This window comes from Nocardioides sp. J54, from assembly GCF_000519005.1.
Classification (GTDB): domain Bacteria; phylum Actinomycetota; class Actinomycetes; order Propionibacteriales; family Nocardioidaceae; genus Nocardioides.
In genome coordinates, this window is record NZ_JAER01000002.1 from 33,969 (window position 1) to 56,362 (window position 22,394).

A 22,394-nucleotide genomic window follows, 5' to 3' on the forward strand; every position below is an offset into this window, starting at 1 on the left:
CTAGGCGCGGGCGACGTGGAAGTGGCGCAGCCGGGCCTGCATCGCACCGATCTGCGCCCACGCGACCCCCACGTCGAACAAGGCCGCGGTGCTGGTCGGGAAGGTGCCCAGCGCGATCGACTCCGAGGCCTCGCCCTCCCCGTCGTCGAGGAGCTGCACGACCATGCCCATCGTCGGGTTGTGGCCGACGACCACGACCGTCCCGGTGTCGTCGGGCACGCCGCGGACGAGGTCGAGGACACCTTCCTCGTCGGTGCCGTAGAGGCCGCCGTCGTACTCGGGCTCGAGGGTCCAGCCAGCCCCGCCGGCGACCGCGGCCCAGGTCTCCCGGGTGCGGGCGGCGTAGGACACGAACGCGGCGTCGGGGACGACCCCCTGCCCGGCCAGCCACTCCCCCAGCATCCGGGCCTCGACCCGGCCGCGCTCCTCGAGCACCCGGTCCACGTCGCTGGGTGCCCAGGGCTCGGCCTTGGCGTGCCGGATGATCACGAGGCGCCGGGTGGTCTGCACGTGCTCACCCTACGGCGTGCGCCATGCTGGGAGCGTGGATCCGTACGGCACGACCCACTACGTCCCGCTGGCCGTGTTCGCGGTCGGCCTGGTCGTCGCGGTGGTGCTCGGTCGGCGGCACGCCTCCGAGCCGGAGCCGACCCGGCTCAGCCGGGCCTGGGCGCTGCTCATCCCGGTCGTGACGATCCCCTTCCAGGTCATCGACCTGGTCGCGAACTTCGACATCGGCGTCACCCTGCCGCTGCACCTGTGCGACCTGGCCTGGATCGCGGCGACCTGGGCGCTGTGGACCCACCGGCCGTTCCCGGTCGCGCTGACCTTCTTCTGGGGCCTGACGCTGACCATCCAGGGGGTCGTGACGCCCTCGCTGAACGAGGACCTTCCCCACCCGCGGTACTTCGCCTTCTGGGCGCTGCACCTGCTCATCGTGTGGGCGGCGGTCTACCTGGTCGTCGGGCTGCGGAAGGCACCCCGCTGGCGGGACTACCGCGCAGCAGTCCTGACGACGCTGGTGTGGGCGTCGGCGACGTACGCCTTCAACGTCGTCGCCGACACCAATTACGGCTACCTGGTGCGGAAGCCGCGGTCGTCGATCCTCGACCTGCTGGGTCCGTGGCCGTGGTACGTCGTCCAGGAGATCCTGGTCGTCGTCACCGCATGGGCGTTGCTGACCCTGCTCGCGCAGCGATGGTCAGGCACCCATCGCGTGGAAGCCGCCGTCGACGTGCAGGATCTCGCCGGTCGTGGCCGGGAAGAGGTCTGAGAGCAGCGCGCACACCGCGCGGGCAGTGGGCTCCTGGTCGGTGTTGTCCCAGCCGAGCGGCGCCCGGGTGCTCCACATCGACTCGAGGTCCTCGAAACCCGGGATCGCCTTGGCCGCGAGGGTGCGCAGCGGGCCGGCCGAGACCAGGTTGACCCGGATGCCGTCGGCGCCGAGGTCGCGGGCCAGGTAGCGCGCGCAGGACTCGAGGCCGGCCTTGGCCACGCCCATCCAGTCGTAGACCGGCCAGGCGACGGTGGCGTCGAAGGTGAGGCCGACGACCGAGCTGCCGCTGGCCATCAGCGGGCGGCAGGCGACCGCGAGGGACTTCAGCGAGAACGCGGAGACCTCGACCGCCTGCGCGACGTCCTTCCACGGACCGTCGAGGAACTTGCCGCCGAGCAGCGTCTCGGGGTTGCCGTAGGCGATCGAGTGGACGACGCCGTGCAGCACGGCGTCCTCGCCGAGGACCTCGCGCACCGCGCCAGGCAGCGCCGCGAGGTGCTCCTCGTCGGTGACGTCGAGCTCGATGACGGCCGGCAGCTCGGGGAGCCGCTTGACGATCCGGCGGGTGATCCGCAGGGCCTGGCCGAAGTTCGACACGAGCACCGTCGCGCCCTGCTGCTGGGCGAACTTCGCGACCGCGAAGCCGATGGAGGTGTCGAGGGTGACGCCGGCAACCAGGACGTTCTTGCCGGCGAGGATGCCGTTGCGGTTGATCGTGCTGTCCGTGCTGGTGGTGTCGCTCATGTCAGTGCCCCATTCCGAGTCCGCCGTCGACCGGGATCACCGCGCCGGTGACGTACGACGCCGACGGGCTGGCCAGCCAGAGCACGGCTCCGGCGACCTCCGTGGGGTCGGCGTACCGGCCGAGCGGGACCTGGCTCCGGATGCCTTCCTTCTGCTCGTCGGTGAGCACGGCCGTCATGTCGGTGTCGACGTAGCCGGGCGCGACGACGTTCGCGGTGATGGACCGCGGGCCGAGCTCGCGGGCCAGCGAGCGGGCCATGCCCACGAGGCCGGCCTTCGACGCGGCGTAGTTGACCTGGCCGGGCGAGCCGAGCAGGCCGACGACGCTGGAGATGAAGATGATGCGGCCCTTCTTCTGCCGCAGCATGCCCTTGGCGGCACGCTTGGCGAGGCGGAAGGACCCGGTGAGGTTGGTCTCGATGACCGAGCTCCAGTCGTCCTCCGACATGCGCAGCAGCAGGGTGTCGGCGGTGATGCCGGCGTTGGCGACCAGCACCTCGACGGGGCCGTGGGCCTCCTCGGCGGCGGTGAACGCGGCCTCGACGGCGGCCGGGTCGGTGATGTCGGCCTTGAGCTCCAGCGCGCCGTCGGGGGCGCCGCCGCTGCGGGTGGTGACGGCGACCTTGTCGCCGTTGGCGAGGAACGCTTCGGCGATGGCGCGGCCGATGCCGCGGTTGCCGCCGGTGACCAGGACGGATCGGGGTTCGTTCACGTCTCCGACGCTACGGGCGCGGGTGCCTGCCGCTCGCCCGCGGCAGGCACCAACTTCCCCGGCATCCCTTGTAGGGGTCCTACAAGGTCACCCGTGGGTCACTCGTCGTCCTCGAGGCGGAAGCCGATCTTCATGGTCACCTGGAAGTGCTCGACCTGGCCGTCCTTGACCTGGCCACGGACCTGGGTGACCTCGAACCAGTCGAGGTGGCGGAGCGTCTGCCCGGCGCGCGAGACGCCGTTGCGGATGGCCTGGTCGATGCCGTCGGGCGACGTGCCGACGATCTCGCTGATGCGGTAGGTACGGTTCGACATGCCGGTCAGCCTAGTCCTCCGTGCCCGGCGTAGGCTGGGGCCATGTCTTCCCCCCGCCACGGCCGTCAGGGGCCGGACGGTCGGCGGGAGCCGGAGCCGATCCGGATCACCACCGCGGGCGACAACCCGCAGGCCGACATCGCACGGCGCCAGAAGAAGTACGCCATCGCCATGGGCATCCGCACCCTGTGCTTCATCGGTGCCGCGATCAGCGGCGCGGCGGGCATCCACTGGCTCTGGCCGATCCTGATCCTCGCCTCGCTCTTCCTGCCGTACGTCGCCGTCGTGATGGCCAACGCCAACGACAGCCGCGCCTCGTCGCTGCCCCTCACCGGCGGCGGTGACGCGCAGCGCCAGCTCGGCCCCGGGGAGAAGGGTGACCATGGAGCCTGACCGCGACATCTGCTCGGCGAAGGACTGCCGCGCCGACGCGGTGTGGCAGCTGCAGTGGAACAACCCGAAGCTGCACACCCCCGACCGCCGCAAGACGTGGCTCGCCTGCGACGCCCACCGCCAGTCCCTCGCCGACTTCCTCGGCGCCCGCGGCTTCCTTCGCGACACCGTCCCCCACCCCTCCTGACCCGACCCGTCGAGACGTCACCTGTGGCACGTCGAGTGGTCACCTGTGGCGGGTTGAGTGGTCAGGAAGTGCCCGTTGAGTGGTCGGCGGCGTACGACGGGTCTCCTGGTCACAGCCGGCCCGGGATCGTCCACGAATCGTCCACAACGGGCGGCGCCGCCTCGGCTGTCCACCGGCCCCGACCACTGGGGCAGACGGACCGATCGACGCAGCGCATCGTCGGCAGGCATGGACCTCGACGACTTCCCGATCGGCCCCTTCCACCTGCGTGATGCCGACTCGCTCGGCGTGCGTCGACGACGGGTGCGGTCCGCGGAGCAACGCGGCCTCCTCGTGCGTCGTACTCGAGGCATCTACCAGCGTAGCGACCTGCCGGACACCCTCACCGAACGCGCCCAGGCCGTGTCCGCTGCGCTCGCCCCGCACCACGTGGCTGTCGACCGTACGGCGGCGTGGCTCCACGGCGTCGACGTCTTCCCCGCTGGCGAGCTGGCCTCCGGCCCGCTCATCGAGAGCTGCGCATTGCGCGGGCGCACCCGGACCAGACGCCCGGAGGTCGACGGCCGCTCGCGTGACCTGGCACCGGAGGACGTGATGACGGTGGCCGGGGTGCCGGTCACGACACCCTTGCGGACCGCGCTCGACCTCGGTTGCCACCTGCACCAGCGCGACGCGTTCGCGGCGATGTGCCTCCTCGCCCGACGGCACGGGCTGACCACGCGGGACCTCCAGCGCGAGCTGCCCCGCTACCGCCGCCGGCGCGGGGTCGTCCAGCTCCGCATGCTGGTCCCGTGGGTGGACCCGCGCGTCGAGTCGCACCGCGAGGCATGGGTGCTGCTCGAGGTCGTCGGCCGCGGGATGCGCAAGCCGGAGCTCCAGCACTGGATCGAGGTCGAGGGCAAGCCGACCTTCCGACTCGACTTCGCCTGGCCGGACGCCCGGGTGTGCCTGGAGTACGACGGGTACGACGCCCACCTGCGCACCCCCGAGCAGCGGCAGTACGACGAGGAGCGGCGCCGCTGGCTGAGGGAGAACGGCTGGACGGTGATCGTCGTGCGCAACGGCGACTTCACCGGCAGGTCGCTGGACCGCTGGGTCCTCCAGCTGGCGCGAGCGTTGCGGCCGTCGTACACGAACCGGCGGTGGTGAAAGCGACCACTCCTGACCTCTCACCAGGCCGCATCTGACGCTTCAACGCGCCACAACTGACGTCTCAACGGGCCACAGGTGACGTCTCAACGGGCCACAGGTGACGTCTCAACGAGCCACGAGTGACGTCTCGAGGAGGGAGGAGGCTCAGCCGCCGATGGCGGACATGGGGCGGTCGGGCTGGAGGAAGGTGGGGTCGTCGATGCCGTGGCCGGCGGCCTTGGTGGCCATGGCGGCGAGCCAGCGATCGGCGAGCTCGTCGTCGGAGGCGCCGGCGCGCAGGGCGGTGCGCAGGTCGGACTCGGAGCGGGCGAAGAGGCAGTTGCGGACCTGGCCGTCGGCGGTGAGCCGGACGCGGTCGCAGTCGCCGCAGAACGGCCGGGTGACCGAAGCGATGACGCCGACGGTGGCCGGGCCGCCGTCGACGGTGAACAGCTCGGCGGGGGCGCTCCCCCGCGGCTCGGACGCCGGGGTGAGGTCGAAGGCGGCCGACAGCGAGGTGAGGATCTCGTCGGCGGTGATCATCTTGTCCCGGCTCCAGCCGTGCTGGGCGTCGAGGGGCATCTGCTCGATGAAGCGCAGCTGGTAGCCGCGCTCGATGCACCAAGCGAGCAGCTCGGGGGCCTGGTCGTCGTTGACGCCGCGCAGGAGCACGGCGTTGACCTTGACCGGGCCGAGGCCGGCGGCCTCGGCGGCAGCGAGGCCCTCGACGACGTCGTCGAGGCGGTCGCGGCGGGTGATCTCGTGGAAGGACTCACGACGGACGCTGTCGAGGCTGACGTTGACCCGGTTCAGGCCGGCGTCGGCGAGCGCGCCCGCGGTGCGGGCCAGGCCGAGGGCGTTGGTCGTGATCGACATCTCGACGTCGGCAGCGAGCTCACGGACCTGCCGGACGATGTCGACCAGGCCGCGGCGCACCAGCGGCTCGCCGCCGGTGAAGCGCACCTCGTCGACCCCGAGCCGGCCCACGGCGACGCCGATCAGGCGGACGACCTCGTCGTCGGTGAGCTGGTCCTCGGTCGGCATCCAGTCGAGCCCCTCGGCCGGCATGCAGTAGGTGCAGCGCAGGTTGCAACGGTCGGTGAGCGACACCCGGAGGTCCGTCGCCACCCGTCCGTACTGGTCGACCAGGGGCTGCATGCACCCATCCTAGGCCGGTGGGCGGTTGGAAGCAGGCTGGTCCTACCGTTGTCGGGTGCGATCCTGGCTCGCCTCGTGGCGTTTCCTGCTCAGCAGGCGGTGGGTGCTCTTCTTCCTGGCGATCATCCTGCTCGGCTACGGGACGTGGTGGCTGGGCGAGTGGCAGTTCGGCCGGCTCGAGGACCGCCGGGAGCGCAACGAGGTGGTCGCGGCCAACGAGGACCGCGCCCCGGTGCCCGTCAGCGAGGTGCTCGCCCCGGGTCGCCCGGTGGCGAAGGACGACGAGTGGCGCCTGGTCTCCGCCCGCGGCGTGTACGACGTCGAGGACACCGTCGTGGTCCGCTACCGCACCCGCAGCGGCATGCCCGGGGTCGAGGTCGTGGTCCCGCTCGTCACCGCCGACGGGACCGCCGTCGTGGTCGACCGGGGCTGGTTCGCCACCGACGACCCGCAGATCGGTCCCGACGAGCTCCCCGCCCCACCCGCGGGCGAGGTGGCGATCACCGGCTGGGTCCGCGCCGACGGCGAGGGCGACAGCACCAAGGTCGTCGGCCGCTCGACCCGGGCGATCAGCAGCGAGCGGATCGGCGAGGCGATCGGCACCCCGGTGCTCACCGGCTTCGTCGCGCTCAAGGCGGAGGACCCGGAGCCGGAGGACGCCCTCGAGCCCGTCGAGCTCCCCGAGCTCGGCGAGGGGCCGCACTTCTTCTACGGCCTGCAGTGGTGGTTCTTCGGCGTCCTCGGGATCGGCGGGTTCGCCTACCTCGCGTGGGACGAGCGCAGGAACGGTCGCCGCGGCGAGCGGCGCCGCAAGGAACGGGCCCCCGGCCCGTTCTCACGCCGGCGCGAGGACCCGGCTCAGAGCCCGCGCGACATCCCGCCGTCGACGGGCACCATCACGCCGGACACGAACGAGGCCGCCGGGGACAGCACGAACGCCGCGACCCGGCCGAACTCCTCCGGCTGACCGTAGCGGCGCAGCGGGATCTGCGCCTCCGTCGCCGCCCGCGCCGCGTCCGCATCGCCCGTCGCGACGTCCAGCTCCGCGACGCGCTCGGTCGCGACCCGGCCCGGCAGCAGCCCGTTGACCCGGATCCCCCGCGGGCCGAGCTCGTCGGCGAGGTTCTTGGCGACCATCGCCAGGCCGGGCCGCAGGCCGTTGGAGATGGCCAGCCCGGGGATGGGCTGGCGCACGCTGGTGGACAGCACGAACGCGATCGAGCCGCCCTCGCCGAGCTCGGCGGCCGCCGTGCGCGCGAGCCGGACGGCGCCGAGGAAGACCGAGTCGAAGGCGGCGAGCCACTGCTCGTCGGTCATGTCGGTGACCTGGCCGCCCGGCGGTCCGCCGACGCTGACCAGCACGCCGTCGAGGCGCCCCCAGGCGTCCTTCGCGGCCGCGACCAGCCGCGCCGCTGCGTCGGGGTCGGCGTTGTCGGCCACCACCCCGGCGGCGCACCCGTCGCCGCCGATGCCTGCCAGCGCGGCGACCGCCTCGTCCACCGACTCCTGCCGGCGACCCGAGACCACCACCCGGGCGCCGTCGGCGACCAGCGCCTCCGCGGTCGCGCGACCGAGCCCGCGGGTCGCGCCGGTGAGCAGGTAGGCCCGCCCGTCGAGTCCGAGGTCCATCAGCTCGTCTCCATCGTTTCCGTCGTCTCCGTCGTCTCGGTCGTCTCGGTCGTCTCCAGCTCCTCCGCGACCCGCGAGACCGGTACGACGTCCGGTGCTCCCTTCCGCGCCGCGTCGGCCGTGTGGTCGTCGGGCTGCCGCTGCGACTCGCGCTCGGCCTCCACCCGCTTCAGGTAGTGCTCCAGCTCCCGGTTGGTCTGCTCGCCGTCCCACTGGAGGTAGCCGCGCACCAGCTCGGCCACGTGCGGGGCGGCCGCGACACCGCGGTCGAAGGTCTCGATCGAGATCCGCATCCGGCGGGTCAGCACGTCGTCGAGGTGCCGCGCGCCCTCGTGGGTAACGGCGTAGACGGCCTCGGCCTGCAGGTAGTCCTCGGCGCCGGGCAGCGGCTCGGCGAGGTCGGGCTCGGCGGCGATGATGTCGAGCACCTCGAGGACCAGCGAGCCGTACCTCTCCAGCAGGTGCTCGACGCGGTTGACCGCGAGCCCGGACTGCTGGGCGAGCGTGCGGCGCTGGTTCCACAGTGCGTGGAAGCCGTCGGCGCCCACGAGCGGGATGTTCTCGGTGACGCACGCGCCGACCTTGCGGCCGAGCACGTGCTCGAGGCCGTGCACGGCCTCGTCGACGGCGTCGGCAGCCATCACGCGGTAGGTCGTGTACTTGCCGCCGGCGACCACCACCAGGCCCGGCACGCTGTGGGCCACCGCGTGCTCGCGGGAGAGCTTGGACGTCGCCTCGGACTCGCCGGCGAGCAGGGGCCGGAGGCCGGCGTACACGCCCTCGACGTCGTCGCGGGTCAGTGGCACCTCGAGCACCCGGTTGACGTGGTCGAGCAGGTAGTCGATGTCGCTGGAGCTGGCCGCCGGGTGGTCCTTCGACAGCGACCAGTCGGTGTCGGTGGTGCCGATGATCCAGTGCCGCTTCCACGGGATCACGAACAGCACCGACTTCTCCGTGCGCAGGATCAGGCCGGTCTCGCCCCGGATGCGGTCGCGGGGCACGACGAGGTGGATGCCCTTGCTGGCGCGGACCTTGAACTGGCCGCGCTCGCGGGCCATGCCCTGGGTCTCGTCGGTCCACACGCCGGTCGCGTTGATGACCTGCGAGGCGCGGACGTCGAGCTGCTGGCCCGTCTCGAGGTCGACGACGGTGGCGCCGACGACCCGCTCGCTCTCCTTGAGCAGCCCGACGACGCGGGTGCGGGAGGCGACCGCGGCGCCGTAGGTCGCGGCGGTGCGGGCGAGGAACATCGTGTGCCGGGCGTCGTCGACCTGCGCGTCGTAGTAGCGGATCGCACCGACGAGCGCGTCCTTGCGCAGCGACGGGAACGCCTTGCGCGCCCCGTGGCGGGTGAGGTGGCGGTGCACGGGCATGCCGTCGCCGTAGCCGCTGGCCTTCGACATCGCGTCGTACATCGCGACCCCGGTGCCGGCGTACCAGCGCTCCCAGCCGCGTCCGTTGAGCGGGTAGAGGAAGGGCACCGGTCGCACCAGGTGCGGTGCGAGGCGCTGCATGAGCAGCCCGCGCTCCTTGAGCGCCTCCGCGACCAGCCGGAAGTCCATCATCTCCAGGTAGCGCAGGCCGCCGTGGATCAGCTTCGAGCTGCGGCTGGAGGTGCCGGAGGCGAAGTCGCGGGCCTCGACGAGGCCGACGGTCAGTCCGCGGGTGGCCGCGTCGAGCGCCGCGCCGGCCCCCACGACTCCCCCGCCGATCACCAGCACGTCGAGGTGCTGGGTGGCGAGCCGCTTGAGGGCGGCGCTGCGGGCGCGGGGCGAGAGGGCTGCGGGGTTCACGCGTCGACCTCCACCCAGTCGAGGGTCCGCTGGACGGCCTTCTGCCACTGCGCGTAGCCGGTGGCGCGCCGTTCCTCGTCCCAGTGCGGCTCCCAGCGGGTGTCCTCCTGCCAGTTCTCCCGCAGCTCGTCGGTGGAGGACCAGTAGCCGACGGACAGGCCGGCGGCGTAGGCCGCGCCGAGCGCGGTGGTCTCCGGCACGACCGGTCGGCTGACCGGCACGCCGAGGACGTCGGCCTGGATCTGCATGCAGAGGCTGTTGAGGGTCACTCCCCCGTCGACCTTGAGCACCTCGAGCTGCACCCCGGAGTCGGCGCACATCGCCTCGACGACGTCGCGTGACTGGTAGCAGATCGCCTCGAGGGTCGCCCTGGCGACGTGGGCGTTGGTGTTGTAGCGCGACAGCCCGACGATGGCGCCGCGGGCGTCGGAGCGCCAGTAGGGCGCGAACAGGCCGGAGAAGGCGGGCACGAAGTAGACCCCGCCGTTGTCCTCGACCTGGCGGGCGAGCGCCTCGGACTCGCTCGCCCCGCTGATGATCCCGAGCTGGTCGCGCAGCCACTGCACGGCCGACCCGGTGACGGCGATGGAGCCCTCGAGGGCGTAGACGCAGGGCTGGTCGCCCAGCTGGTAGGCCGGCGTGGTCAGCAGGCCGGCCTTCGAGCGGACGATCTCGGTGCCCGTGTTGAGCAGCATGAAGTTGCCGGTGCCGTAGGTGTTCTTCGCCTCGCCCGGTGCGAAGCAGACCTGGCCGACGGTCGCGGCCTGCTGGTCGCCGAGGATGCCGGTGATCGGGACCTCGCCGCCGAACGGACCGTTGCGCCGGGTCGTGCCGTAGGGCGTGGTCGCGGACGACTCCCGGATCTCGGGCAGCATCGCCCGGGGGATGCCGAAGAAGCCCAGTAGCTCGTCGTCCCACTGCAGGGTCTCGAGGTCCATCAGCATGGTGCGGCTGGCGTTGGTGACGTCGGTGACGTGCACGCCGCCGTCGACGCCGCCGGTGAGGTTCCACAGCACCCACGTGTCGGCCGTCCCGAAGAGTGCGTCGCCGCGCTCCGCCTTCTCCCGCACGCCGGGGACGTTCTCCAGGATCCACTGCAGCTTCCCGCCGGAGAAGTACGTCGCCGGGGGCAACCCGGCGCGGTGCCGGATGACGTCTCCCCGACCGTCACGGTCGAGGGCGGCCGCGATGGAGTCGGTGCGGGTGTCCTGCCAGACGATCGCGTTGTGCAGCGGTCGGCCGGACCTCCGGTCCCACACGATCGTGGTCTCGCGCTGGTTGGTGATGCCGACCGCGGCGAGGTCGGCGGCGTCGAGGCGCGCCTTCCCGAGCGCGGTCTGCACGACGGACGACGTGCGCTCCCAGATCTCGACGGGGTTGTGCTCGACCCACCCGGCCCGGGGCAGCACCTGCTGGTGCTCGAGCTGGTGCCGCGCGACCTCCCTGCCCTGGTGGTCGAACACCATGAACCGGGTGCTGGTGGTGCCCTGGTCGATGGCCCCCACGAACCGTGCCTGCGCCATGCGCCCACCCTACGGGCGCCGGGTGACGTCCCGGGGTCGTCTCGGGGACAATCCTGATGCAGGCCGTCGGTGCCGACTGGCAGGGTTGTGCCATGACGGTCGACGCCCCCACCCCCCAGACCACGCCGCCCGCCAGCCGGTACGCCGCGCGAGCCGTCGATCTGCACAAGGTCTACGGCTCCGGCGACTCCGAGGTCCGCGCGCTCGACGGTGTGTCCATCGACCTCGTGGCCGGCGAGTTCACCGCGATCATGGGCCCGTCCGGGTCCGGCAAGTCCACGCTGATGCACTGCCTGGCCGCGCTCGACACGCCCACCGCCGGCACCGTGCTGATCGGCGACACCGACCTGTCACGCCTCAAGGACAAGGCGCTCACGGCGCTGCGCCGCGACGACGTGGGGTTCGTGTTCCAGGCCTTCAACCTGGTGCCGACCCTGTCCGCGCAGGAGAACATCCTGCTCCCGCTCAGCCTGGCCGGGCGCAAGCCCGACCAGGGGTGGTTCGACACCGTCGTGGACACCGTCGGCCTGCGGGACCGGCTCGGCCACCGCCCCGCGGAGATGTCCGGCGGCCAGCAGCAGCGGGTGGCGTGCGCCCGCGCGCTGGTGAGCAAGCCCGAGATCGTCTTCGCCGACGAGCCGACCGGCAACCTCGACAGCACCTCCGGCGCCGAGGTGCTCTCGTTCCTGCGCCGCAGCGTCGACGAGTTCGGCCAGACCATCGTCATGGTCACCCACGACGCCGTCGCGGCGTCGTACTGCGACCGGGTGGTGTTCCTCGCCGACGGCCGCATCGTCGACGAGCTGCGCTCCCCCGACCGCGAGCAGATCCTCACCCACATGACCGAGCTGCAGGCGGCCGCGGCCCGCGGGAAGGCCTGACATGCTGCGGCTGACCCTGCGCAACCTGCTGGCGCGCAAGGTGCGCCTGCTGATGAGCGGCCTCGCGGTCGTCATCGGCGTGGCGTTCCTGTCCGGGGTGCTCGTCTTCAGCAACGGCCTGCAGGCCACCTTCGACGGGATCATCTACGGCTCCACGCCCAGCGGCGTGGTCCGCGCCCAGGACACCGACGAGTTCAGCGACGGCGTCGGCGGGCAGTCGGAGCTCGCGATGGGGCCGGAGACCGTCGCCGCGCTGGAGGAGCTGCCCGAGGTCGAGCGGGCCGACGGCGACATCGCCGCGCCAGGCATGAGCCTGCTCGCGAACGACGGCACCCTCGTCGGCGGCAGCGGCGCCCCGACGCTGGCGTTCAACTACCACGACGGCCCCAACATGGAGGGCGAGCAGATCCTCCTGCTCACCAGCGGCGAGTGGCCCACCGGCACGGACGAGATCGTCCTCGACGACGGCGCCGCGGACAAGGGTGACTACGAGATCGGCGACGAGGTGAAGCTGCTCGCACCCTTCGGCGTCCTCGAGCGGACGGCGACCCTCGTCGGGACCGCCGAGCTCAACGGTGGCGGCACGGCGGGCGCGACCCTGTTGGTCTTCTCGACCGAGGGAGCCCAGGACCTCTTCTTCCAGGGCAGGGACGTCTTCAACCGGATCAGCCTCACCCCGGCACCCGGCGTGACCCAGGAGGAGCTGCGCGACGCCGCGAGCGCGGTGCTGCCGGACGGCTTCGAGGCGGTCACCGGCGACGAGGTGGCCGAGGAGTCGCAGGACGCGGTCGGCAGCTTCCTCGACGTGATCACGACCTTCCTCACGGTGTTCGCGATCATCGCCGTCATCGTCGGCGGGTTCATCATCGTCAACACCTTCTCGATCCTGATCGCCCAGCGCACCCGTGAGCTGGCGCTGCTGCGTGCCCTCGGGTCGTCCCGTGGCCAGGTGATGCAGTCGGTGCTCGTCGAGGCGTTCGTGCTCGCCGTGGTGGCCTCGACGATCGCGATCGGGCTCGGCCTGCTCCTCGCCCGCGGCCTCGCCGCGCTGTTCCGCAGCGTCGGCCTCGACATCGCCGGCGACGCACTCGACCTGACCCTGCAGGCCACGCTGATCAGCTACCTGGTCGGCGTCGGGGTGACCATGGCGGCCGCCTGGCTGCCGGCGCGCCGTGCGGGCCGGGTCGCCCCCGTCGCCGCGATGCGGGCGGACTCCGCACCGGAGCGCGCATCGCTGCGCCGTCGTACCGTCATCGGCGGGGCGGTGCTGGCGATCGGCGCGGGCTTCGCGGTGGCCGGCATCGCCGACACCAACGCGCTGCTGATCGGCATCGGCGCGGTCCTGTGGATCCTCACGGTCGCCGCGATCAGCTCGGTGATCGGCAAGCCGGTCCTCGTCGCCTGCCGCGGCCTGTTCGCCGGCCTGTTCGGCACGACCGGGCGCCTCGCCGGCGAGAACGCGCTGCGCGACCCGCGGCGGACCGGTGCGACCGCGTCGGCGCTGATGATCGGGCTCGCCCTGGTGTCGACGATCGGTGTCCTGGCCGCCTCGCTCAACAAGTCGGTCGACGACGTCGTCGACGAGCAGTTCACCGCCGACCTGCTGGTGCAGAGCACGACCTTCCTGCCGTTCTCGACGGTGGTCGGTGACCGGATCGCCGAGGTCGACGGGGTCGGCACGATGAGCCGGCAGCAGCTCACGACGGCGCAGTACGACGACGACACCGTCTACCTCACCGGCACCGACGACGCCTTCACCTCGATCTACGACCTCGACGTCTTCGAGGGCACCACCGAGCTCGACGGCGACCAGGCGTTCGTGAGCAAGCGGTTCGTCGACGAGCACGACGTGGCCGTCGGCGACACCCTCGACCTCGCGTTCCAGGGCGGGAAGCAGCTGCGGCCCGAGGTCGTCGGGATCGTGGAGGACACCGAGGTCGCCTCCCAGGTGAACGTGCCGCTCAAGCAGCTGGCGAAGGCCGGCGTCCTGCGGCAGGACAGCGCCATCAGCATCCTGCTGGAGCCGGGCGCCGACACCGCGGAGGTGCGCGACGCCATCGACGAGGCGGCCGAGTCGGCGCCGATCGTCGGGGTCTACGACAAGCAGGAGTTCTCCGACGAGATCCGCGAGCAGGTCAACCAGCTGCTCTACATGATCTACGGCCTGCTCGCGCTGGCGATCGTCATCGCGGTGATCGGCATCGTGAACACCCTCGGCCTCAGCGTCATCGAGCGGACCCGTGAGATCGGCCTGCTGCGGGCCGTCGGCATGAGCCGCGCGAAGCTGCGCCGCATGGTGATGCTCGAGTCGGTCACCATCGCCGTGCTCGGTGCGATCCTCGGCATGGTGCTGGGCCTGGTCATCGGCGTGCTGCTCCAGCGGGCGCTGAAGGACGACCTCACCAGCCTCGGCCTGCCGGTCAGCCAGCTCGTGGTCTTCCTGCTGATCGCCATCGTCGTCGGCGTGCTCGCCGCGGTGGTGCCGGCGGTCCGGGCCGCCCGGCTCAACGTGCTGGACGCGATCGCCACCGAGTGAGACCCGGCCGTCGTGCCCGGTCCCGGCGAGCTGGTGGGGGCCGGGCCGCGGTCGTCAGGCCAGCGCGACCAGGTCGGCGTACTCCGGGTTCCAGAGGTCCTCGACACCGTCGGGGAGGATCAGCACGCGGTCCGGCTCCAGTGCGTGGACCGCGCCCTCGTCGTGGGTGACCAGCACGATCGCGCCCTCGTAGCGGCGGATCGCGTTGAGCACCTCCTCGCGGGAGGCCGGGTCGAGGTTGTTGGTCGGCTCGTCGAGGAGCAACACGTTGGCGGCGGAGACGACCAGCGAGGCCAGGGCCAGCCGGGTCTTCTCCCCGCCGGACAGCACGCCGGCGGGCTTGTGCACGTCGTCGCCGGAGAAGAGGAACGAGCCGAGCACGGAGCGGGCCTCGGTGTCGGTCAGCTGCGGCGCGGAGGACTGCATGTTCTCCAGCACCGTTCGGTGCACGTCGAGGGTCTCGTGCTCCTGCGCGTAGTAGCCGACCTTGAGCCCGTGCCCGGCGACGACCTCACCGGTGTCGGGCTTGTCGACGCCGGCGAGGATGCGCAGCATCGTGGTCTTGCCGGCGCCGTTGAGGCCGAGGATGACCACGCGCGAGCCCTTGTCGATGGCGAGGTCGACGGCGGTGAACACCTCGAGCGCGCCGTAGGACTTCGACAGGTCGTGCGCGGTGAGCGGCGTCTTGCCGCACGGTGCCGGGCTGGGGAACTTGATCGCGGCGACCTTGTCGGCCTGCCGCTCGCCCTCCACGCCCTCGAGCAGCCGCTCGGCACGCCGCAGCATCTGCTGCGCGGCGCTCGCCTTGGTGGCCTTGGCACGCATCTTGTTGGCCTGGTCGGTCAGCGTCTTCGCCTTGTTCTGCGCGTTCATCAGCTCGCGCTTGCGGCGGGCCTCGTCGGTCTCGCGCTGGGTGAGGTAGTTGCGCCACCCCATGTTGTAGACGTCGATGACGGCCCGGTTCGCGTCGAGGTGGTAGACCTTGTTGACGGTCTCCTCGAGCAGGTCGTTGTCGTGGGAGATCACGATGAAGCCGCCCTTGTAGGACTTCATCCAGTCGCGCAGCCAGAGGATCGAGTCGGCGTCGAGGTGGTTCGTCGGCTCGTCGAGGATCAGCACCTCGGCGCTCGAGAACAGGATCCGCGCCAGCTCGACGCGGCGCCGCTGGCCGCCGGAGAGCGTGCCGAGCGGCTGGTCCATCAGCCGGTCCGGGATGCCCAGGCTCTGCGCGATCTGGAGCGCCTCGGTCTCGGCCGCGTAGCCGCCGCCCGCGTCGAGCTCGTCCTGGGCGCGCTGGAACTTGCGGAACGCCTTGTCCCGCTCGTCCGGGTCGTCGGAGGCCATCGCGACCTCGGCGGCCCGCATCCGTCGTACGGCGTCGTCCAGCCCGCGGGCGGACAGGATCCGGTCGCGGACGAGGGTCTCCGGGTCCCCGACGCGCGGGTCCTGCGGGAGGTAGCCGAGCTCCCCGCTGTTGGTGACCGTGCCGCTGGCGGGCAGCACGTCGCCGGCGAGCACCTTGGTGAGGGTGGTCTTGCCGGCACCGTTGCGGCCGACGAGGCCGACCTTGTCGCCGGGGCCGACGCGGAAGCTGACGTTCTCCATGAGGAGCCGCGCACCGACGCGAACCTCGAGCTGGTGCACCGTGATCATGACGGGCGCGATTCTCCCACGCGGGTCTCGGCGCGCCCTAAACCGCGACGCGGTGCCCTAGGCTCCTGTCCGTGGTGCGATTCAATCCGAAGGCCCGCCTCGACCGTTCTCGGGTCCGCGACACCGGTTCCGGCGGTGGCGGTGGAGGGTTCGGCGGCAGCGGGATGCGCATCCCGATCCCGACCGGCCGCGGCGGCATCGGCGGGGTCGTCCTGCTGGTCGTCCTGTTCGTGGTGGCCCGGTGCGCCGGCATCGACCTCGGGCTCGGCGGCGGCGGTGGCGGCGGCCTCGGGGCGGCCTACTCGCCGTCACGGCTCAGCGACGCCGAGCAGGGCACCGACCGGTACGCCGGCTGCGAGACCGGCGAGGACGCCAACCGGTCCGCCGACTGCGCGCGGGTCGCGATCGAGAACTCCCTGACCGACTTCTGGTCCGGGCAGCGGGTGCGCGGCTGGCAGCCGATCTCGGCGCTCACCACCTTCTCCGGCAGCGTCTCGACGGCGTGCGGCCAGGCCAGCTCGGCCGTCGGTCCGTTCTACTGCCCTGCCGACCAGGGGATCTTCCTCGACACCTCGTTCTTCGACACCGTGCTCGAGCCGGAGCTCGGGGCGCCGGACGAGCCGTTCGTCGAGTTCTACGTGCTCGCCCACGAGTACGGGCACCACATCTCCAACCTCCAGGGCTTCATGAACCAGGTCCGCAGCCAGCAGGGCCCGACCAGCGACGCGACCCGCCTCGAGTTGCAGGCCGACTGCTACGCGGGCTTGTGGGCGCAGCACGCGACGACGACCGAGGACGCCGCCGGCCAGGTCCTCCTGCAGGAGCTGAGCAACGCCGACATCGAGAACGCCCTCAAGGCAGCGGCTGCCGTCGGCGACGATCACATCCAGCGCAAGACGCAGGGCCAGACCAACCCGGAGACGTGGAACCACGGCTCGTCCGCGCAGCGGATGCACTGGTTCCGCGTCGGCTACGAGGGCGGCGACGTCGCGGCCTGCGACACCTTCTCGGCGTCCGAGTCGGAGGTCCTCGGCCGCGGCTGAGCCCTCCCGGACGCGCCGACGCCCGGGGCCGGCTCAGAGCTCGAGCAGGGCCTCCATGTGCCCGAAGGTGCGCTGCAGCGCGCGCAGGTGCGGGGCGACGGCGGGGTGGCGGTACTTCGCGGCCAGCGCCCCCTCGCCCGTGGCGACCCGCGCCAGCGCCCACTCGGCGCGACTGAGCGCGGTGTAGACCGCGGTGACCTGGGCGCCGAGGACGACGGCGTCGCGATCCGCGACGCCGCCCGGCAGGCCGAGCAGGTAGGCGTCGAGCAGCGGCTCGAACTCCTCGCGCGACGACAGCGACAGGTAGCCCAGGTCGCCACCCACCGGGCCGTGGCCCAGGGTGCCCCAGTCGATGGCCAGCGCGTCGTCACCCTCGCGGCCCGGGAGGTTGAGCGCCGTCGGGTCGCCGTGCTGCGGCACCTGCGGGAGGCCGTCGAGCAGGGTGAGCATCACCTCGCGCCTGGTCCACAGGTGGTCGGCGACGTCGGCGACGGTCGTGCGGGCCAGCGTCGGCCAGCCGCCGTTGCGCGCCACGCGGTCCAGGCGGTCGCGCAGCAGGTCGGTGGCCAGGAACGTCGGGTGGCCGATCTGGGCTCCGGCGAACCGGCCGACGGACAGCGCCAGGAAGAGCCCGCTGGAGGCCGCGTCCTCCACCCAGTCGCGGGTGATGGTGACGCCCTCCTCGTCCTCCTCGACCGACGCCGGCGCCGACCGCAGGCCGGGCGTGCTGACGGTCAGGCCGGTCTCGAGCACGTCGGCCTCGCGGCGCCACCAGGCGACGTGGCTGCGGTCGGAGAGGATCGCCGGGTCGCCGGCCTGCGGTGCGCCGAGGCGCTTGACCACGACCGGCCGGCCACCGAGCGCGGTGCGCCACACACCGACGGTGGACGTCCCGGAACCTCCCGGGAGCGCCACCCAGTCGGGCTCGGGCTGCCACATGCTGCCGAAACTAGTGGATCGGGGCCCCTCGGGCGGGGATGTCCGGACGCCCGGGGAGGATGGGCACGTGCAGATCCAGGCCGACGACCCGCGCCGTCCCGACGTCCTCGCCCTGCTCGAGGAGCACCTCGCGGACATGTACGCCACCTCCCCCGCGGAGAGCGTGCACGCCCTCGACCCGGACGCCCTGGCCGCACCGGGCATCACCTTCTGGACCGCCCGCGACGACGGGGTGCTGCTCGGCTGCGCGGCGCTCAAGGTCGTCTCCGCCGGCCACGCCGAGCTCAAGTCGATGCGCACGGCGAGCACCGCCCGCCGTCGCGGCGTCGCCGCCCGCCTGCTCGACCACGTCCTGACCGAGGCCCGCGCGCAGGGCCACCGCCGGGTCAGCCTCGAGACGGGCACCGAGGACTACTTCGCAGCCGCGCGCACGCTCTACGCGACCCGCGGCTTCACCGAGTGCGGCCCGTTCGACGGCTACGTCCTCGACCCGCACAGCGTCTTCATGACGAAGGAGCTCTAGGGCGCTCCGGGCGCGTTCTCGACGTCGACCACGAGCGCCCCGGCGTCCGCCACCACCTTCTCGAGCACCGCGCGGCGCGGGTCGGGCACGGGGAACCACGGACCGACCACCCGCACCGGTGCGAGCCGCGGGTCGGCGAGCACCTCGGTCACGGCCGTGCGGTCACCGCCAGCCACGACGACGTCGACGCCGGCCAGGACGCGGGCCGCGTGGTCGGCCGCGGCCTCGAAGGCCTCCCGGGCCTGGTTGGCCCGGCGGCGGGCGAAGCGCTGCTGGGACTGTCCGCCGGCCTTGGTGCGGCCCTGGACATGGCGCTGGCCCGTCTTCGACGCCACCACGCTCCCCCGCTCGATGCGGGCCACCGCAAAGCCGCCCTTGCGCACCAGCAGGACCCCCCAGCCGGCGGGCGCCACGGCGGCAGCGGCGAGCGCGGCCGGATCGGGCGGTCCGTCGTACGGGCGGGAGAAGGGGAGGCGGACCACGAAGCGGGACCCGTCGGGCGCCGCGCCCCGGAGGGCGCCCTCGCCGACGACGAGGTCAGCTGTGCCGTGGGACGCCTCGAAGTTGGCGAGCCACCGCGGCCAGCGCGCGACGGGGACGAGGACCTCGGGCACGGGGCGACGCTACCGGGCGGACGCCGACCCGTCCCGACGAGAACGTGTTCTACCCTCCTGCCATGGCCAGGATGCACCCGTGCGAGCCCGTCGGGATCGACTTCGTCGACACCGCGCCCCACCGGTACGCGAACAGCGTGGAGCTCGCCGTCACCCCGGAGCAGCTCTTCGAGGTGCTCGCCGACGCCGACGCGTGGCCGCGCTGGGCGAGCGTGATCACGGGTGTGGAGTGGACGACGCCCGAGCCGCGCGGCGCCGGCACCCGCCGGACGGTGACGATGCGCGGCGGGCTGGTCGGCGACGAGGAGTTCCTCGCCTGGGACCCGCCGACGATGATGTCCTTCCGGTTCAACGAGTCCTCGACGCGGACCGTGCGCGCGTTCGCCGAGCGGTACGACGTCGTCCCCACGGCCGAGGGCTGCCGGCTGACCTGGACGCTCGCGCTCGACGTGCGCGGTCCGTCGCGGCTCGGCATGCCGCTGGGGCGACCCTTCCTGAACGCGGTCTTCAACCGCTTCCTGCGCAACCTGCGGCGCTACACCGACGAGCGGTTCGCGACCGTCCCCTGATCCGCTCGATCGGTCACGCGGTGGACGTTTCGGACCTACGATCGAGGCATGCTCCCCCGACGTCTGGGCGTCGCCCTGCTCCTGGTCGCCCTCTTCGCGCTGCCCGTGCCGGTCGCCGGCCACGCGGCCGCGCCGGCGCGGCTGACCTACACCTGGTCGGCCACGCCCTCACCGGTCGTGCTCAAGCTGGCGGACCGCAACGTGCGCCTGCAGCCGACCAGCTACTGCTGGCAGGGGCCGGCCGAGCAGGTCGATGGCGGGGAGATCAGCACGTCGGTGTGCGCACAGGGCCGCCAGCCCTCCGCCCGCGACCTGGTCACGGTGACCCGCCACGGCGCGATCCGGTTCTGGTTCGGCCGGCCCGGATGGCGGTGGAGCGCCCGGCTGACCAGCCTCGCGCACCCGCGCCGTGCTGCGTGCACGGTGCGGCGCACCCCCACCGCCGTTGCGCCGCGGCAGTTCGACATCAAGGCGCCGCGTTTCCGCGGGAAGTACCGCGTCCTCCTCGTCGGGCACGGCCCGGAGGGCGAGATGACCGTGAGCTTCGCCTGGAAGTACGGCAAGCGCCCGGGCCGCTGCTTCTAGCAGCCCGGGCGCCGGTGCGCGTCGGTCGGTCGGACCCTCGGGTCAGACGTTGAACCCGAGGGCGCGCAGCTGCTCGCGACCGTCGGGGGTGATCTTGTCGGGACCCCACGGCGGCATCCAGACCCAGTTGATCGCGACGTCGTTGACCAGGCCCTCGAGCGCCGAGTTGGTCTGGTCGGTGATGACGTCGGTCAGCGGGCACGCCGCGGAGGTCAGCGTCATGTCGAGCACGACGTTGGTGCCCTCGTCGACGTGGATGCCGTAGACCAGGCCCAGGTCGACGACGTTGATGCCGAGCTCGGGGTCGACGACGTCCTTCATCGCCTCCTCGATGTCGGCGAGCGCGACGCTCGACGACGCGTTGCTCGACGCACCCACGAGGGTGTCGGTGGCCTCGGGGACCTCGGGAAGATCGCTGTTGTCGCTCATGCCTTGTCTCCTTCGCCGGTGGCGGCACCGGTGACCCGGGCCGTCGCGTCCTTCCACGCCATCCAGGACAGCAGGGCGCACTTCACGCGTGCCGGGAACCTGGCGACGCCCGCGAAGGCGATGCCGTCCTCGAGCACCTCCTCGTCCGGCTCGATCGCGCCCTTGCCCTGCATGAGGGTGAGGAACTCCTGGTGGATCGCCATCGCCTCGTCGACGCCCTTGCCGACCACGAGGTCGTGCAGCACGGACGCGGAGGCCTGCGAGATCGAGCAGCCGACCGCGTCGTACGACACGTCGTCGACGACTCCGTCGGCCAGGTGCACGCGCAGGGTCACCTCGTCGCCGCAGGTGGGGTTGACGTGGTGGACCTCCGCGGTGCCGGCCGCGTCGGCGTCACCGCGCAGCCCCTTGCCGTGGGGGTTCTTGTAGTGGTCGAGGATGATCTCCTGGTAGAGGGCATCCAGGTCCTGGCCGTTCGCGGTGCTCATCGTCAGTCCAACTTGAAGTAGGAGCGGGTGTATTCCAGCGCCTCGACGAGGGCGTCGATCTCGCGCGGCTCGGTGTAGAGGTACGACGACATCCGCGTCGAGCTCTGCACGCCGAAGCGCGCGTGCGCCGGCTTCGCGCAGTGGTGCCCGGCACGCACGGCGACGCCGCGGCTGTCGAGCACCTGCGCGATGTCGTGCGGGTGCACACCCTCGACCTCGAACGAGATCGCTCCCCCGCGCCGGGTGGCGTCCAGCGGGCCGAGGACCGTGAGGCCCTTGACCGACTGCAGGCCCTCGAGCGCGTAGGCGGTGATCGCCTGCTCGTGGCGGTGGATCGCCTCCATCCCGACGTGGCCGAGGTAGTCGACGGCCGCGCCGAGGCCGACGGCCTCGACGATCGGCGGCGTGCCGGCCTCGAACTTGTGCGGGATGCCGGCGTAGGTCGAGACGTCCATCCGGACGGTCTCGATCATCTCGCCACCACCGAGGAAGGGCGGGAGCACGTCGAGCACGGCCCGCGAGCCCCAGAGCACGCCGATGCCGGTCGGGCCGACGACCTTGTGGCCGGTGAAGGCCAGCAGGTCGGGACGCTCCTCGGCCGGCATGGCCGCCAGGTCGATCGGCAGCTGCGGCGCCGCCTGCGAGGCGTCGACGACGACGAGTGCGCCGACGGCGTGCGCCTTGCGGGTGATCTCCGCGATCGGGTTGATCGTGCCGAGCATGTTCGACACCCAGGTCAGCGACACGACCTTCGTGCGCTCGGTGATGAGCTCGTCGATCGCCGACAGGTCGAGCTGGCCGTCGTCGGTGAGGCCGAACCACCGCAGCGTCGCGCCGGTGCGCTGCGTGAGCAGCTGCCACGGCACGATGTTGGAGTGGTGCTCCATCTCCGTGATGACCACCTCGTCACCGGGGCCCACCTGCCGGTCCCCCGGCCAGGCCAGGGTGTTCGCGACCAGGTTGAGCGCCTCGGAGGCGTTCTTCGTGAAGATCACCTCGTCCCGCTCCGGGGCGCCGATGAAGGCCGCGACCTTGTCGCGCGCCGCCTCGAACGCCTCGGTGGACTCGGCGCCGAGCTGGTGCATCGCCCGCGCGATGTTCGCGTTGTGCCGCTCGAGGTGGTCGACCATCGTGTCGATCACCACCTGCGGCTTCTGCGAGGTGTTCGCGCTGTCGAGGTAGACCAGCGGCAACCCGCCCGCGAGCGTGCGCTCGAGGATCGGGAAGTCCTTGCGGATGACCGCCAGCTCGGGGAGCAGACCCTCCAGGGTCAT

Annotated in this window: 25 protein-coding genes; 11 read left to right on the forward strand and 14 right to left on the reverse strand. The window is 72.2% G+C overall.

Annotated features, from left to right (window positions below):
* Positions 1-510, reverse strand: a complete 510-nt coding sequence (locus tag NOCJ54_RS0101480) for a SixA phosphatase family protein (RefSeq protein ID WP_028654035.1) — start codon at positions 508-510, stop codon at positions 1-3.
* A 34-nt stretch (positions 511-544) separates the two neighbouring features.
* Here NOCJ54_RS0101480 and NOCJ54_RS23340 point away from each other — a divergent pair, with 34 nt between their 5' ends.
* Positions 545-1,273: a YwaF family protein gene (locus NOCJ54_RS23340; RefSeq protein WP_036516490.1), complete on the forward strand. Its 729-nt coding sequence runs from the start codon at positions 545-547 to the stop codon at positions 1,271-1,273.
* On the opposite strand, the gene fabI is transcribed toward NOCJ54_RS23340, so the two are convergent.
* The 3 genes from fabI to NOCJ54_RS0101500 form a co-directional block, all read right to left on the reverse strand.
* Positions 1,202-2,020 carry an enoyl-ACP reductase FabI gene (fabI, locus tag NOCJ54_RS0101490; RefSeq protein ID WP_051485367.1) on the reverse strand — a complete coding sequence of 273 codons (819 nt, stop codon included), beginning with the start codon at positions 2,018-2,020 and terminating at the stop codon, positions 1,202-1,204. The two genes, NOCJ54_RS23340 and fabI, sit on opposite strands and share 72 nt — an antisense overlap.
* A gap of 1 nt (position 2,021) precedes the next feature.
* A complete protein-coding gene (gene fabG, locus NOCJ54_RS0101495) occupies positions 2,022-2,732 on the reverse strand; it encodes a 3-oxoacyl-ACP reductase FabG (RefSeq protein WP_028654037.1) in 711 nt (236 codons plus the stop codon).
* A 98-nt stretch (positions 2,733-2,830) separates the two neighbouring features.
* Entirely contained in the window at positions 2,831-3,046 is a 216-nt protein-coding gene (locus tag NOCJ54_RS0101500) for a dodecin (protein ID WP_028654038.1), read from the reverse strand.
* A gap of 42 nt (positions 3,047-3,088) precedes the next feature.
* On the opposite strand from NOCJ54_RS0101500, the gene NOCJ54_RS27920 reads away from it, so the two are divergent.
* From NOCJ54_RS27920 to NOCJ54_RS0101515, 3 genes are all read left to right on the forward strand, one after another.
* Positions 3,089-3,439 (forward strand): DUF3099 domain-containing protein, encoded by a 351-nt coding sequence (locus NOCJ54_RS27920; protein WP_051485368.1) that lies wholly within the window; start codon positions 3,089-3,091, stop codon positions 3,437-3,439.
* A complete protein-coding gene (locus NOCJ54_RS0101510; RefSeq protein ID WP_036516492.1) occupies positions 3,429-3,626 on the forward strand; it encodes a hypothetical protein in 198 nt (65 codons plus the stop codon). The genes NOCJ54_RS27920 and NOCJ54_RS0101510 overlap by 11 nt, the downstream gene beginning before the upstream one ends.
* Positions 3,627-3,854: 228 nt before the next feature.
* Entirely contained in the window at positions 3,855-4,775 is a 921-nt protein-coding gene (locus NOCJ54_RS0101515) for a type IV toxin-antitoxin system AbiEi family antitoxin domain-containing protein (protein ID WP_028654040.1), read from the forward strand.
* A 147-nt stretch (positions 4,776-4,922) separates the two neighbouring features.
* Here NOCJ54_RS0101515 and moaA read toward each other — a convergent pair whose 3' ends face one another.
* Positions 4,923-5,915 carry a GTP 3',8-cyclase MoaA gene (moaA, locus tag NOCJ54_RS0101520; RefSeq protein WP_028654041.1) on the reverse strand — a complete coding sequence of 331 codons (993 nt, stop codon included), beginning with the start codon at positions 5,913-5,915 and terminating at the stop codon, positions 4,923-4,925.
* A gap of 55 nt (positions 5,916-5,970) precedes the next feature.
* Between moaA and NOCJ54_RS23350 the strand changes: the two genes are divergently transcribed.
* On the forward strand, positions 5,971-6,882 hold the full coding sequence (locus NOCJ54_RS23350; protein ID WP_051485369.1) for an SURF1 family cytochrome oxidase biogenesis protein: 912 nt from the start codon (positions 5,971-5,973) through the stop codon (positions 6,880-6,882).
* On the opposite strand, the gene NOCJ54_RS0101530 is transcribed toward NOCJ54_RS23350, so the two are convergent.
* The 3 genes from NOCJ54_RS0101530 to glpK are packed head-to-tail and all read right to left on the reverse strand — an operon-like array spanning position 6,774 to position 10,860.
* A complete protein-coding gene (locus NOCJ54_RS0101530) occupies positions 6,774-7,544 on the reverse strand; it encodes an SDR family oxidoreductase (protein WP_028654042.1) in 771 nt (256 codons plus the stop codon). The genes NOCJ54_RS23350 and NOCJ54_RS0101530 overlap by 109 nt on opposite strands.
* Positions 7,544-9,337 carry a glycerol-3-phosphate dehydrogenase/oxidase gene (locus tag NOCJ54_RS23355; protein ID WP_084254865.1) on the reverse strand — a complete coding sequence of 598 codons (1,794 nt, stop codon included), beginning with the start codon at positions 9,335-9,337 and terminating at the stop codon, positions 7,544-7,546. Before NOCJ54_RS23355 ends, NOCJ54_RS0101530 begins: the two co-directional genes overlap by 1 nt.
* Positions 9,334-10,860 carry a glycerol kinase GlpK gene (glpK, locus tag NOCJ54_RS0101540; RefSeq protein ID WP_028654043.1) on the reverse strand — a complete coding sequence of 509 codons (1,527 nt, stop codon included), beginning with the start codon at positions 10,858-10,860 and terminating at the stop codon, positions 9,334-9,336. Before glpK ends, NOCJ54_RS23355 begins: the two co-directional genes overlap by 4 nt.
* A gap of 92 nt (positions 10,861-10,952) precedes the next feature.
* Here glpK and NOCJ54_RS0101545 point away from each other — a divergent pair, with 92 nt between their 5' ends.
* Both NOCJ54_RS0101545 and NOCJ54_RS0101550 read left to right on the forward strand, forming a co-directional pair.
* Positions 10,953-11,741: an ABC transporter ATP-binding protein gene (locus NOCJ54_RS0101545; RefSeq protein WP_028654044.1), complete on the forward strand. Its 789-nt coding sequence runs from the start codon at positions 10,953-10,955 to the stop codon at positions 11,739-11,741.
* Between the two features lies 1 nt (position 11,742).
* Positions 11,743-14,277, forward strand: a complete 2,535-nt coding sequence (locus NOCJ54_RS0101550; protein ID WP_028654045.1) for an ABC transporter permease — start codon at positions 11,743-11,745, stop codon at positions 14,275-14,277.
* Between the two features lie 54 nt (positions 14,278-14,331).
* Here NOCJ54_RS0101550 and NOCJ54_RS0101555 read toward each other — a convergent pair whose 3' ends face one another.
* Positions 14,332-15,930: an ABC-F family ATP-binding cassette domain-containing protein gene (locus NOCJ54_RS0101555; RefSeq protein ID WP_028654046.1), complete on the reverse strand. Its 1,599-nt coding sequence runs from the start codon at positions 15,928-15,930 to the stop codon at positions 14,332-14,334.
* Between the two features lie 71 nt (positions 15,931-16,001).
* Here NOCJ54_RS0101555 and ypfJ point away from each other — a divergent pair, with 71 nt between their 5' ends.
* Positions 16,002-16,973 carry a KPN_02809 family neutral zinc metallopeptidase gene (ypfJ, locus tag NOCJ54_RS0101560; protein WP_232221647.1) on the forward strand — a complete coding sequence of 324 codons (972 nt, stop codon included), beginning with the start codon at positions 16,002-16,004 and terminating at the stop codon, positions 16,971-16,973.
* Between the two features lie 33 nt (positions 16,974-17,006).
* Here the strand turns inward: ypfJ and NOCJ54_RS0101565 are convergent, their stop codons facing one another.
* The gene (locus NOCJ54_RS0101565) at positions 17,007-17,912 is read right to left on the reverse strand and encodes a phosphotransferase (RefSeq protein WP_028654048.1); all 906 of its coding nucleotides are present in this window, start codon (positions 17,910-17,912) and stop codon (positions 17,007-17,009) included.
* Positions 17,913-17,979: 67 nt separating this feature from the next.
* On the opposite strand from NOCJ54_RS0101565, the gene NOCJ54_RS0101570 reads away from it, so the two are divergent.
* The gene (locus NOCJ54_RS0101570) at positions 17,980-18,435 is read left to right on the forward strand and encodes a GNAT family N-acetyltransferase (RefSeq protein ID WP_028654049.1); all 456 of its coding nucleotides are present in this window, start codon (positions 17,980-17,982) and stop codon (positions 18,433-18,435) included.
* On the opposite strand, the gene NOCJ54_RS0101575 is transcribed toward NOCJ54_RS0101570, so the two are convergent.
* Positions 18,432-19,049 (reverse strand): acVLRF1 family peptidyl-tRNA hydrolase, encoded by a 618-nt coding sequence (locus NOCJ54_RS0101575; protein WP_028654050.1) that lies wholly within the window; start codon positions 19,047-19,049, stop codon positions 18,432-18,434. The two genes, NOCJ54_RS0101570 and NOCJ54_RS0101575, sit on opposite strands and share 4 nt — an antisense overlap.
* Positions 19,050-19,111: 62 nt before the next feature.
* Between NOCJ54_RS0101575 and NOCJ54_RS0101580 the strand changes: the two genes are divergently transcribed.
* Both NOCJ54_RS0101580 and NOCJ54_RS0101585 read left to right on the forward strand, forming a co-directional pair.
* Positions 19,112-19,618, forward strand: a complete 507-nt coding sequence (locus NOCJ54_RS0101580) for an SRPBCC family protein (protein WP_198020060.1) — start codon at positions 19,112-19,114, stop codon at positions 19,616-19,618.
* Between the two features lie 48 nt (positions 19,619-19,666).
* Complete coding sequence (locus tag NOCJ54_RS0101585; RefSeq protein ID WP_028654052.1) at positions 19,667-20,203, forward strand: hypothetical protein; 537 nt, start codon at positions 19,667-19,669, stop codon at positions 20,201-20,203.
* A 42-nt stretch (positions 20,204-20,245) separates the two neighbouring features.
* On the opposite strand, the gene NOCJ54_RS0101590 is transcribed toward NOCJ54_RS0101585, so the two are convergent.
* From NOCJ54_RS0101590 to NOCJ54_RS0101600, 3 genes are read right to left on the reverse strand one after another with little or no spacing between them, the layout of a single operon-like run.
* Complete coding sequence (locus tag NOCJ54_RS0101590; RefSeq protein ID WP_028654053.1) at positions 20,246-20,632, reverse strand: metal-sulfur cluster assembly factor; 387 nt, start codon at positions 20,630-20,632, stop codon at positions 20,246-20,248.
* Positions 20,629-21,120, reverse strand: a complete 492-nt coding sequence (gene sufU / locus NOCJ54_RS0101595; protein WP_028654054.1) for a Fe-S cluster assembly sulfur transfer protein SufU — start codon at positions 21,118-21,120, stop codon at positions 20,629-20,631. The genes NOCJ54_RS0101590 and sufU overlap by 4 nt, the downstream gene beginning before the upstream one ends.
* A 2-nt stretch (positions 21,121-21,122) precedes the next feature.
* Positions 21,123-22,394, reverse strand: coding sequence for a cysteine desulfurase (locus NOCJ54_RS0101600; RefSeq protein ID WP_028654055.1), 1,272 nt, complete (start codon positions 22,392-22,394; stop codon positions 21,123-21,125).

Coding starts and splice junctions, on each gene's coding strand:
- fabI (WP_051485367.1), bottom strand. CDS start 2,020: ATGAGCGACACCACCAGCACGGACAGCACGATCAACCGCAACGGCATC.
- NOCJ54_RS0101500 (WP_028654038.1), bottom strand. CDS start 3,046: ATGTCGAACCGTACCTACCGCATCAGCGAGATCGTCGGCACGTCGCCC.
- NOCJ54_RS27920 (WP_051485368.1), top strand. CDS start 3,089: ATGTCTTCCCCCCGCCACGGCCGTCAGGGGCCGGACGGTCGGCGGGAG.
- NOCJ54_RS0101510 (WP_036516492.1), top strand. CDS start 3,429: ATGGAGCCTGACCGCGACATCTGCTCGGCGAAGGACTGCCGCGCCGAC.
- NOCJ54_RS0101515 (WP_028654040.1), top strand. CDS start 3,855: ATGGACCTCGACGACTTCCCGATCGGCCCCTTCCACCTGCGTGATGCC.
- moaA (WP_028654041.1), bottom strand. CDS start 5,915: ATGCAGCCCCTGGTCGACCAGTACGGACGGGTGGCGACGGACCTCCGG.
- NOCJ54_RS0101530 (WP_028654042.1), bottom strand. CDS start 7,544: ATGGACCTCGGACTCGACGGGCGGGCCTACCTGCTCACCGGCGCGACC.
- glpK (WP_028654043.1), bottom strand. CDS start 10,860: ATGGCGCAGGCACGGTTCGTGGGGGCCATCGACCAGGGCACCACCAGC.
- NOCJ54_RS0101545 (WP_028654044.1), top strand. CDS start 10,953: ATGACGGTCGACGCCCCCACCCCCCAGACCACGCCGCCCGCCAGCCGG.
- NOCJ54_RS0101550 (WP_028654045.1), top strand. CDS start 11,743: ATGCTGCGGCTGACCCTGCGCAACCTGCTGGCGCGCAAGGTGCGCCTG.
- NOCJ54_RS0101555 (WP_028654046.1), bottom strand. CDS start 15,930: ATGATCACGGTGCACCAGCTCGAGGTTCGCGTCGGTGCGCGGCTCCTC.
- NOCJ54_RS0101565 (WP_028654048.1), bottom strand. CDS start 17,912: ATGTGGCAGCCCGAGCCCGACTGGGTGGCGCTCCCGGGAGGTTCCGGG.
- NOCJ54_RS0101580 (WP_198020060.1), top strand. CDS start 19,112: ATGGCCAGGATGCACCCGTGCGAGCCCGTCGGGATCGACTTCGTCGAC.
- NOCJ54_RS0101585 (WP_028654052.1), top strand. CDS start 19,667: ATGCTCCCCCGACGTCTGGGCGTCGCCCTGCTCCTGGTCGCCCTCTTC.
- NOCJ54_RS0101590 (WP_028654053.1), bottom strand. CDS start 20,632: ATGAGCGACAACAGCGATCTTCCCGAGGTCCCCGAGGCCACCGACACC.
- sufU (WP_028654054.1), bottom strand. CDS start 21,120: ATGAGCACCGCGAACGGCCAGGACCTGGATGCCCTCTACCAGGAGATC.
- NOCJ54_RS0101600 (WP_028654055.1), bottom strand. CDS start 22,394: ATGACCCTGGAGGGTCTGCTCCCCGAGCTGGCGGTCATCCGCAAGGAC.